Origin of the sequence: Paenibacillus canaveralius, assembly GCF_047238265.1 — a bacterium.
Lineage (GTDB): Bacteria > Bacillota > Bacilli > Paenibacillales > NBRC-103111 > Paenibacillus_F.
In genome coordinates this window covers 2,341,175-2,353,576 of the sequence record NZ_JBDFMM010000001.1, presented here as the reverse complement: position 1 = coordinate 2,353,576, position 12,402 = coordinate 2,341,175, and the positions used below count along the sequence as shown (strand labels likewise).

The 12,402-nt window shown below is 55.0% G+C and carries 11 protein-coding genes; all 11 read right to left on the bottom strand.

The genetic code is table 11. The features are described 5' to 3' along the window. Positions 1-89: 89 nt before the first annotated feature. Entirely contained in the window at positions 90-1,013 is a 924-nt protein-coding gene (locus ABC395_RS11045) for a carbohydrate ABC transporter permease (protein ID WP_413002992.1), read from the bottom strand. A gap of 16 nt (positions 1,014-1,029) precedes the next feature. Continuing rightward, positions 1,030-1,986 (bottom strand): ABC transporter permease, encoded by a 957-nt coding sequence (locus ABC395_RS11040; RefSeq protein WP_413002990.1) that lies wholly within the window; start codon positions 1,984-1,986, stop codon positions 1,030-1,032. A gap of 296 nt (positions 1,987-2,282) precedes the next feature. Further along, a complete protein-coding gene (locus ABC395_RS11035) occupies positions 2,283-3,881 on the bottom strand; it encodes a response regulator transcription factor (RefSeq protein ID WP_413002988.1) in 1,599 nt (532 codons plus the stop codon). Further along, positions 3,878-5,719 (bottom strand): cache domain-containing sensor histidine kinase, encoded by a 1,842-nt coding sequence (locus tag ABC395_RS11030; RefSeq protein WP_413002986.1) that lies wholly within the window; start codon positions 5,717-5,719, stop codon positions 3,878-3,880. Before ABC395_RS11030 ends, ABC395_RS11035 begins: the two co-directional genes overlap by 4 nt. Further along, positions 5,716-7,308, bottom strand: a complete 1,593-nt coding sequence (locus ABC395_RS11025; protein ID WP_413002984.1) for an extracellular solute-binding protein — start codon at positions 7,306-7,308, stop codon at positions 5,716-5,718. Before ABC395_RS11025 ends, ABC395_RS11030 begins: the two co-directional genes overlap by 4 nt. Further along, positions 7,290-8,405 carry an SGNH/GDSL hydrolase family protein gene (locus ABC395_RS11020; protein WP_413002983.1) on the bottom strand — a complete coding sequence of 372 codons (1,116 nt, stop codon included), beginning with the start codon at positions 8,403-8,405 and terminating at the stop codon, positions 7,290-7,292. The genes ABC395_RS11025 and ABC395_RS11020 overlap by 19 nt, the downstream gene beginning before the upstream one ends. Before the next feature lie 161 nt (positions 8,406-8,566). Continuing rightward, positions 8,567-8,797, bottom strand: a complete 231-nt coding sequence (locus tag ABC395_RS11015; protein WP_103996032.1) for a DUF2188 domain-containing protein — start codon at positions 8,795-8,797, stop codon at positions 8,567-8,569. 177 nt (positions 8,798-8,974) lie between these two features. Further along, positions 8,975-9,865, bottom strand: a complete 891-nt coding sequence (gene ligD / locus ABC395_RS11010) for a non-homologous end-joining DNA ligase (protein WP_413002981.1) — start codon at positions 9,863-9,865, stop codon at positions 8,975-8,977. After that, positions 9,862-10,767, bottom strand: coding sequence for an ATP-dependent DNA ligase (locus ABC395_RS11005; RefSeq protein ID WP_413002979.1), 906 nt, complete (start codon positions 10,765-10,767; stop codon positions 9,862-9,864). Before ABC395_RS11005 ends, ligD begins: the two co-directional genes overlap by 4 nt. Before the next feature lie 3 nt (positions 10,768-10,770). Next, the gene (gene ku, locus ABC395_RS11000; protein WP_413002977.1) at positions 10,771-11,697 is read right to left on the bottom strand and encodes a non-homologous end joining protein Ku; all 927 of its coding nucleotides are present in this window, start codon (positions 11,695-11,697) and stop codon (positions 10,771-10,773) included. A 131-nt stretch (positions 11,698-11,828) separates the two neighbouring features. After that, complete coding sequence (locus ABC395_RS10995; protein WP_413002975.1) at positions 11,829-12,374, bottom strand: GNAT family N-acetyltransferase; 546 nt, start codon at positions 12,372-12,374, stop codon at positions 11,829-11,831. Positions 12,375-12,402 lie beyond the last annotated feature (28 nt).

Sequence of the window (12,402 nt, the reverse complement as noted above, 5' to 3'; positions counted from 1 at the left end):
ACCTCCCTTTTTGTTGAACAACAAGACCGAGCAGAGTTCCGCAAGCCTCAAGAGAAGGGCCTCACCGCCTTTCCGAATGAAGGTGCCTGTCAGCCTTTTACCGAGCCGACCAGAACCCCTTTCACGAAATATTTTTGCAAAAACGGGTAAACGAGCAGGATCGGCAGCGTCGCAAGCAGGATCGAAGCGGCCTGGATCGACTGGGGCGTCGTATTCATCGAGGAATCCAGATTGTTGTTCCGGAGAAAATCCCCGGTGGACGAAATGAGCAGTTCCTTCAGAAACAGCTGCATCGGCTTCAGACTCGGATTCGTAATGTAGATCATGGCGGCAAAATAGTCGTTCCAGAAATATACCGCGAAGAAAAGCGCGATCGTAGCGAGAACCGGCAGGGAAAGCGGCAGCATGATGCTGAACAAAATGCGCAGATTGCTCGCCCCGTCCATTTTCGCCGATTCTTCAAGGCTTTCGGGCAGCCCTTCGAAGTAGTTTTTGATGATGAGCATGTTATACACATTCACCATAGCCGGCAGGAAAAGAGCGGGCAGCGTGTTGACCAGATTCAGGTTCTGCATGAGCAGGTACATCGGAATGAGCCCGCCGCTGAACAGCATCGTGAAGATGAACAGCAGCAGCAGCCATTTACGTCCCCGCAGCCTCGGTTTCGAGAGGGGGTACGCCGTGATTGTGGTCAGAAAAAGACTGAGCAGCGTACCGATGACCGTGATCAGGATGGAAATTTTAAACGAATTCAGGAACATCTGATCCTGCAGCACATAAGCGTAAGTGCTCAATTGAAAGCCGACCGGAAACAGGCTCACCTGTCCGGAAATGACAGCGGATTCATCGCTCAGCGATTTGGAGATCAGGTTCAGGAACGGCAGCAGCGTGGCCAGTCCGAACAGGATAAACAAGGTGTAATTGATAAGATGGAACAGCTTCTCGGACGGGGTCGTCCGGGGTTTTCTGCGTTTGAGCGGCTTTACGGCAGGCAGGGCTGCGTCTGTATTCATATGCGTCTCTTCCTCTCTACCAGATTCCGCGCTGCAAATATCTGCGGCTCAAATGATTGCCGGTAATCACAAGCGTGAAGGCGATAACCGATTCGAAAAGTCCGACGGCGGTCGTAAAGCTGTAATCCTGGTTACCCAGACCCATGCGGTACACGAACGTGCCGATCACGTCGGAGACGTTGTAAACCGTAGGGTTGTACATGACGAGAATTTGTTCCGTACCCGCTTCGAGCACGGAGCCCAGACGGAGAATAAACATCAGGAGAATCGTCGGCAAAATTCCGGGCAGCGTAATGTGCCAGATCTGCTTCAGGCGCCCGGCGCCGTCCATTTTGGCGGCTTCGTAAAGCTGAGGGTCGATCGTGGAGAAAGCGGCGAGGTACACGATGATGCCCCATCCGGTTTCCTTCCAGCCCGCCGACGTGACCAGGACACTGCGGAATACGCTGCTGTCCATGAAGAAGGCGATCTGTTCCAGCCCCAGGCTGATCAGTACTTTGTTGACGAGGCCCCCGTTTGTGGAGAGCAGATCGATGAAAATTCCGCTCACGATAACCCAGGACAGAAAGTGCGGCAGATAAATGACCGTTTGGATCGTACGCTTGAACAGCATGTTCTTCATTTCGTTCATCAGAATCGCGACGACAATGGGAAGCGGAAACAGGATGACGATTTTCAGCAGGGAAATAATGAGCGTATTGACGAAAACACCGCCGAACTCCTGCGAGGTAAACAGTTTTTTGAAATGCTCGAGTCCTACCCACGGGCTTGCAGCCATGCCGTCGAAAATATTAAAGTCTTTGAAGGCAATGACAAGACCGTACATCGGCGTGTATTTGAAAAGTAAAACAAACAGAATGCCGGGCAGCAGCAGCAGATATAAATCCCAATCTTTGCGGATATCCGACCTGAGCTGCGCGGAATAACTTTGTTTCGGCCGGGAGACGTTTACTTCAGAAGCAGGCTGTCTCATCGAATCCCCCCCTTATGCGGTTTCGCTTTTGTATAGTACTAAGTGTAGAACCTGCGCGAAATCCGTAGTAGAGGACTCTCATTACTATTTGTGGTACTTTGATAGCGCGCTGATCCTTTCCGGAGATCTCTCGGATGCCGACGCGTTCCATAAAAAAACCGCCCGCCGTAAGCGGCGGACAGTTTTTTCGCACTTTTATTTACTGTTTTTGGAATACCCGGAATAGACGGAAAACATTGGACGCTCTCTCTTTCCTGATGCCGCAAACACCCGGTATCCGTTCCCGTCCCGGCCGGCTACGGCTTCATTTCGCCCGGTGTGACGCCCCAATATTTACGGAACACTTTCGTAAAATAGCTGACGTCCCGGTAACCGACGAGCCGGGCCGCATCATACACCTTGGCGCCTTCCAGCAGCGCCGCCTTGGCGCGGTCCATTTTCCGCTCCAGCACGTACGTGGAAAACGCGACGCCCGTTTCCTGTTTGAACAAGCGGCTCAAGTACGAGGAATTGACATACAGCCGGTCCGCCACGCTGTGGAGAGTGATATCGCTGTCGATCTCCTTCTCGACCATGGACAGGATCGTCTTCACGACTCCGTGACTCGTCGTTTTGCGCTGTTCCTGCAGATACGCCGAGTAGTGGTGCACCGACCGCTCCAGCCAGGCCCGGATCTGCTGCTTCGTACTTAGCAGGGTGACGTCCCGGTAATACGGATAGTCCTCCTTGACGACATCCTGCACGCTCCAGCCCTGCTTGTGAATGAGCCGGATCATGAGGCTCGTCCAGTACATCAGCGCCTCGTGCATCCCCGCAGCGGTCTCCGTTCCTTCCATCGCCTGATCCCACAGCTCCGCAAGCGTCGTCATCGCCTGATCCTCATCGCCGGTTTCCAGAGCGATTTCCAGCGTCTTCTCCAGTCCCGGCGATAGCGGCACCGACGTCCCGGCCGCCGGCTTGTCCCGGTACGGCACCGCAATGTCGGCCCCGTACACGATGCGGTCCTGCAGCGCCTGGTACGCCTGGGCGTACAGCTTGCTGATCTCCGTGAGGCCGCCGGTCCCGCCGCTGATTCCCGCGCTGCACGTGACCTTCAGGCACTCTTTCGCCTGGGAGAGCAGCTTCACGACAGCGGCATGCACGCGCAGCATCACGTCGTTCGGCGAATCGGCCGCCGGCATGGCGAACAGCATCAGCGTGTAGCCGCTTGCGTCCGTATTCACCCAGCACGAATGCGGCTGGAGAAACTCCCGGGCGACACACTGGAGCGAGAAGCGCAGCAGCGGCATATCCCCGCTTTTGTAGCGGAGCTCTCCGGAAGCGAGCGGATCGACGTCCGCTACCGCTACGGCGTATTGCATGCTCTCATCCAGATCGAGCAGGTAGTCCCTGCTGATCTTGCGGATTTCCCAGAGGGCGTACTTGCCGCCGATCAAATTCTGGAAAAACGCGCTCTGCAGCTGGGGCAGATGCTCCGACCATTTCTCCTGGAGCTCCGCCTGGCTGTGCCAGCGCTCCAGCTCCTGCCGCAGCTGTTCGGCCGCGCTCAGAACCGCCTCCAGGATCTCCCCGTCTCCTGCCGGCTTCAGCAGATACTGGGAAACACCCGCTTCGATCGCTTTCTGGGCGAAGCCGAAGTTATCGTGCCCGCTGAGAATAATCATCTTCACGAAGGCATCTTTCTCTCGCAGCTTACGGGCCAGAGTAAGCCCGTCCATCTCCGGCATCTGGACATCGAGCAGAACGATGTCCGGCTTTTTCCGCTCGAACAGAAACAACGCTTCCGTCCCGCTCGCCGCCTGGCCGGTCACTTCGATTCCGTTGTCTTCCCACGGAATATTGTTTACGAGCGAAGTGCGCAGGCGCACTTCATCCTCGACGATCATTAAGTTCATGCTCCCGTCTCCTCCTTGTAGCCGATCATGCTGTCCGCACCGGGACTGAAATCTTCTCTGCAGCGGCCCAGGGGAAGCCTGAGCGCCGTCCGGGTGCCTCCGCCTTCCGCACTGTCGATACTCAGCTCCGCGCTTCCGCCATAATAAAGCTTGATCCTGGACATGACATTCCTTAGTCCGAACAGATCGTCCACGCCTTCTTCATCCAGCGAGTAAAGTTTGCCCTTGCGTCTGTGCAGCTTGCCAAGCTCCTCCTGGATGTAGGCCAGCCGCTCCTGCGGGATGCCGCTGCCGTTGTCCTGCACTTCCAGCACGAGCGCCCCTTCGTCCAGTCTGGAGGATACAATGAGGCGGCCGCCGTGCTCCTTGCCGTCCATCCCGTGGAGGATGGCGTTTTCCACCAAGGGCTGGAGCAGCAGCTTAAGAAGCGGAATCCCCTTCGTATCGTCTTCCATCCGATACTCCACCTCGAAATTTTCGAGAAACCGGATCTGCTGGATCCGGATGTAGTAATGCAGGTGCGAGAAGCTTTCTTCCACCGAAAAAACTTCGCGGCCCTTGTTCAGGCTCAGCCGGAAAAACCGCGACAGGTTCAGGACCATTTCGCTGATTTCGTCCGCTTCGTAATTTTTAGCCGTCCAGTAGATGGAATCGAGCGTGTTGTACAGAAAATGCGGGTTAATCTGGGACTGCAAAAATTTCAGCTCCGTCTTGGCCAGCCGCAGCTCCTGCTCGTAATGATCCTCGATCAGATGCTTCTGCTGCTGGGCCATCTGGTTGAACGCTTCGGTCAAATACCCGAATTCGTCTTTCCGCTTGTTCTCCAGCTGGATGTTCAGCTTGCCGCTGCCCAGCCTTTTGATCCCGTGGGACAGTTTTTGCAGCGGTGAAGCGATGCCCGTGTAGACGATCCAGGAGATCCACAAAGCGAGCAGAATACTGATCGTAATGATTCCGTACATGTAGAGCGTGACCTGCTCCGTTTTGCTGTACAGCTCGCTCTTGGGCTGGGTCATCGTCAGCTTCCATTTGGACGTGGCGGAAGAGATGGAGACCGACAGCACATCCGGTTCGGAGGGCAGATATTTATCACGCGTCTCCCCTTCCTTGCCGATGCCCGCAATCAAGTTGTTGTCCGCGTTAGTCAAATAGATTTTGGTCTGGGGAGAAGGAAGCAGCGGTTTGATCAGATTGAGCAGCCGCGTTTTGTTCAGCGTAATGAGCATCACATTCTGTTCCCGCTGAGGATTGTACAGGTCCATGGAGCGGACCAGGGTGACGCTGTCCGACTTCATCAGGTCGCCGAAGGTGCTGCTCCCGTAAATGATTTGTCCCGGCAGCATGTACGAAATGCCCGTGCCGTTTTTGAGCGTCATGTCGTGCATAAAATCCTGCTGGCTCTTGTCCAGGCGGCTTATGCCGTAATTCGTGGAAAACATCCTTCCCGTCGGATAATGATAGATGGAAATTTGGGAGGCAATGTGATTGATCGAGTTCATATTGGCCAACTGCTTCATCATTTGCGAAAACTCTACGACGGAACGCGGCGTCAGTTCCTCTCCGTTGCGGGACAAAGCGCCGATCAGCTCGGCGTCCGTCGAGATCAGCGTGGACAGCTCCTCTACACTCTGCAGCGTCAAATCGATATAGTCCATGGCGGAATTCAAGGCCAGCCTAGACCTTTCCGCCGCCTGCTCGACGAGAATCTGCTGGGAGCGTTCGTTGGCAAAGAGACTGACCAGTACGAGCGGAAGCAGGATGAGCAGAAAGTAACAAGTCAGCCGGACTTGAATATTCCGCTGAAACTTGCCCAGCAGCCAGCGTAATGTCTTTCTCATCGCGTACCCTGCGGAATACCCTGCTTCTTGTACCACTCGTTCACTTCCCGGGTCATGTCCTCTCCGCCTTCTTTCCTCCACTGTTCCACGGACGCTTCAAATGAGTCCAGGGGCTCGACACCCACAACGATACGGACGAAATGTTCCATGAGTTCTTTCCCCTTGATGTTATAGTATTTGCTCATCGACGGGGTCGGCGAGCCGTAGAAAGCGTTCGGAATGAGATGGCCTTCGATCCGCTTTAAGTTGTCGTATAAATGAAAATCGCCCAGAGCATCGAGCCGTATTTGCGAAGTCTCTTTATCATGAATATCCGCCATCGCCTGATAGATGCCGCGATACAAATGCTTGTCGTGTTCCTCGAAGTTGATCACCATCTTGCCGTTCTGCGTTGACCAGATTTCGTTCTCAAAGCCCAGCTTGAGCGTCTTGTATCCGTCACCCGCAATGAAATTCAAGTAACGGATGACCCCTCCGGGATTGGTGCTGCCTACCGGAATGACGTTGTACGAGCGGATCAGATTGGTCGCGTAGACCCCGCTGTGCCCTTCCGGACCTGTCGGGAATTCCAGTGGAATCCAGACGGCGCGGGGATCTTTTTGCATATTGGCGGCAATCGGCCCCCGCGTATCGTACCAGGCGGCCGAGAACAGGCCGACCTTGCCGTTTTTGACTTTGTCCATCAAACTGGGGTTGCGGTTCAACGGAAACTCGGGGTCGAGCAGCTTCTCGCGGTACAGCTTGTTCAGGAAAGCGAGCGCTTCTTTCGTCTCGGGCAGCGTACTCGTGTAGGCAAGCTCGCCGTAACGCTCGGTCCACTGATCGAGCTGCACACCGAACGCGCCGAAGAAGGGCGCCGAACGGGAGAGCGCCTCGCCGAACGTCAGCCCGATCGTGTCGTTAAGCCCGTTGCCGTCCGGGTCGTCCAGCGTAAAGGCGCGGATCACCTTGTAATAATCGTCCAGCGTGACTGGCGGTGCGAGACCGAGGCGATCCAGCCAGTCCTTGCGCGCGTACATCAGTTCCAGCCCTTTCACTTCGTTCAGGCTCGGTACCGCGTAAATTTTGCCGTCGATGGTGACCTGATCCCATGCTTCTTTCGGTATTTTCTCTTTGAGGGCTTTGCCGTACCGGTCAATAAGCTCGTCCAGCGGCATCAGCTTGTTCTGTCTGGCGTTATCGTTCATCCATACTTTGTCGGAAAAATTAATGAGATCCGGCAAATTGCCGGAGGACATGATAACGTTCAGCTTTTCGGGATATACATCCTGAGGCGGGAGAGTCACCTTAATGCTCAACCCGGTGTTCTCTTCGATGTATCGCAGGTAAGGATTATTATTCTCGTCCAGTCCCTGGGGAAAGCTCATTCCGATCGTATTCGTTACAATCGAGATGGAATCGGCCGCAGATGCGGGGACTTGCGGGACAAGTCCGCCGCCGGCAGCTTCGGGCGCTCGTTCGCACCCGGAGAAAACGGCGGCAAGCGCTCCCAGGAGGAGCGAACTTCTGAGCAAGGCTAGCGAACGAAAGCGACGGAAGCGGAAGCGGCGCGTCGGGGCCGCGCGATTTCTTATTCCGCTTGCAAGCATCGCTTGAATACTCCGAGTAGTCCGTCCGCCATCCGCTTAAAGCCGAGATCGGTCGGGTGAATCCCGTCCACCGTACATTCATGGCCGTCTTCGCCGAGCAGCCCCGACCCGTCAAAGAAGGTGATGAACCGGTCGCCGTCAGCGATCCGGCCCTCTACGATCTTCCGCTGTATGGCCCGCCGGTCATCCAGCTTCTTGCGGACAGCCGGGTCGAATGTGACGGCGGCAAACTCGACGCAGGAGAGGACGAGAATCGGTACCTCCGGGTGTTTTTCCCGGTACAGCTCGATAAATACCGGCAGCGTGTCCCGGATGTTCTCCGGCTCACCCGTGTTGGCTTCATAATCCAGAACCAGCAGAGCGGGATTTCCGATTTCGCGGATCACTTCGGCCACTTCCGGTTCTCCCTTGCCGCTGCCCGAGAAGCCGAGATTAATAAACTCCCGGTTTATTTGCCGGCTTAAAATACCGGGATAGCTCATGCCCGGCCGGTTCGCGCAGCCCCCCTGAGTGATCGATGTGCCGTAGACGATAACCCTTCCCGCACTTTCATAGGGGAGCGGCTCTTCCAGGCGGGCATCGGCGTCCGTTCCGATCCAAACCTCCTCCACCCCCTGGTACAGAGGGAAGTTCAGCGTGACGTGCCGCATCCCTTTCTCTCCGAACCGGTAGAGCCTTGACGTGTAACCGGAGTCTCCCGGCGTAAAGGAAGCGGTTGCAATATAACGCTGATTACCCGGCTCCCCGATGTAACAGTCAAACCCGCTTTGGCCCAGCAGCGTCATATGGGGCATGACGGCATCGCCGCCGAGCCGGACCCGGACGGACAGCTGCGCCGTATCGGTTTTAAAGCGGATCTGCCCGCCCGCCGTGCAGTCCGCGAGCCGGTCGACCGCTTCCGGCAGCCTGCCGGCCGGAAGAACGGGCAGCCGCCGGTACCGGCCTTCCGTCTTCAGCCACGGAAACCCCGAGATCCTGAACGGCTCCTGCGTGGGATCGTGCCATACGGCTTCGCCATCGGCCATATTCTCCGTCTTCAAGTTGCTGTCGTACCGGGCGATATCGATTTTTCCCGCTTGCTTCACTTCCACTTCCATCACTCCCCCGTTTAGTTGAAAGGTCTTTCTTTTAACTTACCTTTGACTTTCACAAGGTGTAAAGAAGTTTTTGTAATTCTCTCCCTATCAAAAAAATCCTTTCTCCGGTTTCGGAAAAAGGATGGAATGATTTATGTTTCCGTGGAATCCGCTTGGCGCAATCAGCCTTTCGGCGGAAACGGATCGTTCCCGTAGCTGTTGGATTCCGAAATTTTGCCGTCCCTGTTGTGAATTTTGTGCTCCGTTTCTCTCTTTTTGGCTTCTTCACGGCCTCTTGCCTGCGCTTCTTCTTTCGTATCGTGATGGCTGAATTTCTCTCCGTCGCGCTGATTGTCCCAGCCGCCTTCGGGGCTCGGCGTCGTATGTACGGAAGCCGGTTCATGTTTGGACATCGGAATCCCCTCCTGCTTTGTTATGATTTTACTTACCCGGAAAACCCGATTGTTACTCACCGGGACGCTGAAATAAAAGAAACCCGGACAACAAAGCCCGGAAAACCCATAAACTCCATTTGCGAAGCTTTTCCGTTCGGGCCCAGATCCCGACCAAGCCGGTTTTTCACCGGTCGGTCACCGGATAAAATCAAGCACCGGGTCCAGCGACTGTTTTTCTTCCGCCGCGATAAGATCCCCTGTCTTGTCCAGCCGCTGCTCGATCGTGAACAGGGTAAACAGTTTCGGGCTTACTCCCTGACGGACTTCGTCCCAGGTCAAAGGCGTCGAAACTGTCGCTTCCGCCCTGCCCCGGGGCGTGTAGGGCGCCGACAAACTTTTGCCGGGAGCATGCTGCACATAATCGATATAAATCTTCTTCCCCCGCTCTTTGATCAGCCTTTCGACCGTAAAGAGCCGGGGATGCTTCTCAGCCAGATAGTTCCCCAGAAATTCTCCGACGGAACGGAGCTGATCGAACGTATATACTCCGCGAATCGGAACGAAAATCTGAACACCCGTCGCACCCGACGTTTTCGGAACCGAGCGTACGCCCATCCCTTCGAGTGTTTCCCCGATGATCGCGACGGCTTCCATGAGCCTGGGCTCGTCTTCGAAGCTCGGATCGATATCCAGCACCCATTCCGCGGGTTCTTCCCCGCCGATGTATTCGAACGAGGGGTGAAATTCCAGCGCAGCCAGATTACCGAGCCAAAGCAGAGTCGACAAAGAGTCCAGGTGAATATAATTAACGCCTCCGTGAGCCGCTGTTTTCACGAATTCCGGCAGCTTGGAGGGCGCGTTTTTCTGGTAAAAAAACTTCCCTCCGACCCCGTCCGGATAACGGATCGTAGTCAGGTACCGGTCCCGGCAATAGGGAAGCAGGTACGGAGAAAGCGCGATAAGCTTCTGCAGGTATATTACCTTCGTAATGCCCGCTTCGGGCCAGAGAAGCTTCTGCGGGTTCGATACCGTAATTTCGTTTCCTTCGACCGTAACGACACCTGATTCGGTTGAGCTCGGACTCATAATGTCATCCCTTCCAGCGCCAGCAGTTTAGGATGCCGCAGCAGGCCGCTTTCCGTCACCTCGCGTCCCGTAACAAGGATCGTCAGCGGCTGTTCCAGCCACAGCACTTCGGCGCTTCGCAATCCTTCGGGCGTCCCCATGAAATAATCTTCAATAATCCGTCCCGTCTTAAAGCCGCGGAGCTCGCGTTTTATCCGCTCGTTCAACCCCGACGAGACACGGCCGAAATAACGGCCTTCGCGGCTCATGACGAGACTGGCCACCCGGCCTTCCTTAAGCAGAATGCCGACGGCCTGAACTTCGTGCCGGACGGCTCTTTTACGCTTGAACCAGTCTTTGTGTTCTTTGCCCTCGCGATAGGGACTTCCGGCACGTTTGGCAATGACGCCTTCCCACTCGTTAGCGGTCACCCACTCCCACAGCGTCCCGGGGTCCCCGTACAGATCGGTCAGGTAAAGAGGCGGCTTCCAGCCGGACGCAAGCTCCTCCAGCCGCCTGAAGCGTTCCCTGAAAGGAACGCCGCGAAGATTTTCCTCCCCGATTTGAAGCACATCGAAAAGCATGTAATGAACGGGTTCGCGCGCGACCGCGCGACGGATTAAAGCCGGATCGGTCAGTTTGTCCCGCTGCTGCATTTTCTGGAAGCTGGGCCGTCCGGTAGCGGGGTCAAGAATAACGGCTTCTCCGTCAAGCACGAAGGTCCCCGTCAACTGCTCCAGAGCTTCGATCAAATCGGGATAGTTCCGGTTCTTTGATAACATCTTCTTGGAGAACAGCTCCACTTTTCCGTTATTCACAAAAGCAAGAATCCGGAATCCGTCCCATTTGAGCTGGTAGATCCATTCATCGCCTTCAGGAAGCGTACTCGTGAGGATGGGCGACATCGGCAGAAAAGGCTGCATACATCAGCTCCCCGTCTTCTTCGCCGACGACTTGGAACGGCTTTTCGGCTTGCCTTTGGCAGCGGGTTTCGGAGTGGTTTCCGTCTTTTTCCGTCCTCCCGTGCCCGTGCGTCCTGCTGTTCCGGAAGTTTTTTTCTTCTCGGGTCCGGCGCCTCCCTGCTTGTCTTTCATCTGCTTGAGGCTCGCTTGGAGGGCATCCATCAGATCGATGACATTCGACTTTTTCTCCTCCGGAGCCAGCTTCACTTCCTTGCCCTCTACTTTATCTTCGATCGCGTCCAGCAGACGTTCGCGGTAATCGTCTTCATATTTATCGGGATTGAATTTTCCGGTGAGCTGTTCGATCAGCATTTTGGCCATTTCCAGCTCACGCTCATCGGCTTCGGTCTCTTCCGGCAAATTCGGAATCTGCTCCTTGGGCCGGATTTCCTCGGCATACCACATCGTTACCATGGAAAGTACCCCGTCGATGACGCGGATTGCGGCCAGACTGCTTTTGGAACGGATCGTCACGTTGGCGATTCCGATTTTCTCCGTTTCTTCCAGTGCCGACACAAGCAGATTATAAGCGTGGGTTCCCGCTTCGTCAGGCGCCAGGTAATACGTTTTCTGGAAATAAATCGGATCGATTTCTTCCAGATGAACAAAATCGAGAATCCGGATTTCACGGGATTTCTCCGAGGCAAGCCCTTCCAGCTCCTTCTTGTCGAACGTGACGAAATGGCCCGGTTCATATTCGTAGCCTTTGACGATCTCGCTCCAGTTCACTTCGCTCTCGCATTTCGGACAGGTGCGGGTGTAATGGATAGGCACATTATATTCTTTGTGGAGCATTTTCATCGGAATGTCGTTGTCCTGTGTAGCCGTGTACATTTTAACCGGTACGTTGACAAGACCGAAGCTGATGGCGCCCTTCCAGATCGTTTGCATGTGTCAATCCCCTCCGTTTCGCTTAAAGAAGCGTATGTGTTGTACTTAACCGCGAGCACGGGGGATCAATCAAAGAGCCGGACGGAAAAAACAGGATGAGATCATAGCCCCATCCTGCGCCGCATAAACCCTTATTCGTTCAATCTGCCCATCATGAGCGTGCCGTAATAGGTGCCGTCGGAAAGAAGCTTGTCCTTTCTCAACACCCCTTCGACTTCAAAACCGAGCTTTTCATACAGCTGAACGGCTTTTTCGTTCGTTTCCAGAACCGTCAGCGTCATTTTCGCCATTCCGATAGAGTCCGCCCAGTCGATGGACGTTTGTAAAAGATGCTTTCCGATGCCGTATCCCCAAAAATCTTTCAGCACCCCGACTCCGAATTCGACTTTATGGGAAAACCGTTTTAAAGCATTTCCTTGGCATCTGGAAAAAGCGACGATGCGGTCCTCTAAGGCCGCGACCAAAAACAAGTTTGTCGGGCTGTCCGTATCCGCCTCAATCAGCTTTACGAAGCCCGGCGCGTCGATGAACGCTTCACCCGGCTCCCGGTCCAGATTTTCGGTCTCCCCGTCGATTTGCACTCTTAACCCGGACAACTGTTCCGCATCACTTACGGCAGCCGACCGGATCGTATACGATAATCCCTTCACGTTAAAGGGCCGTTCGGTGATAATCATAAGAGTCTCCAATCATCCTGTTTTTCGC

Coding starts and splice junctions, on each gene's coding strand:
- ABC395_RS11025 (WP_413002984.1), bottom strand. CDS start 7,308: ATGCTTGCAAGCGGAATAAGAAATCGCGCGGCCCCGACGCGCCGCTTC.
- ABC395_RS11035 (WP_413002988.1), bottom strand. CDS start 3,881: ATGAACTTAATGATCGTCGAGGATGAAGTGCGCCTGCGCACTTCGCTC.
- ku (WP_413002977.1), bottom strand. CDS start 11,697: ATGCAAACGATCTGGAAGGGCGCCATCAGCTTCGGTCTTGTCAACGTA.
- ABC395_RS11030 (WP_413002986.1), bottom strand. CDS start 5,719: ATGAGAAAGACATTACGCTGGCTGCTGGGCAAGTTTCAGCGGAATATT.
- ABC395_RS11045 (WP_413002992.1), bottom strand. CDS start 1,013: ATGAATACAGACGCAGCCCTGCCTGCCGTAAAGCCGCTCAAACGCAGA.
- ABC395_RS11015 (WP_103996032.1), bottom strand. CDS start 8,797: ATGTCCAAACATGAACCGGCTTCCGTACATACGACGCCGAGCCCCGAA.
- ABC395_RS11005 (WP_413002979.1), bottom strand. CDS start 10,767: ATGCAGCCTTTTCTGCCGATGTCGCCCATCCTCACGAGTACGCTTCCT.
- ABC395_RS11020 (WP_413002983.1), bottom strand. CDS start 8,405: ATGGAAGTGGAAGTGAAGCAAGCGGGAAAAATCGATATCGCCCGGTAC.
- ligD (WP_413002981.1), bottom strand. CDS start 9,865: ATGAGTCCGAGCTCAACCGAATCAGGTGTCGTTACGGTCGAAGGAAAC.
- ABC395_RS10995 (WP_413002975.1), bottom strand. CDS start 12,374: ATGATTATCACCGAACGGCCCTTTAACGTGAAGGGATTATCGTATACG.
- ABC395_RS11040 (WP_413002990.1), bottom strand. CDS start 1,986: ATGAGACAGCCTGCTTCTGAAGTAAACGTCTCCCGGCCGAAACAAAGT.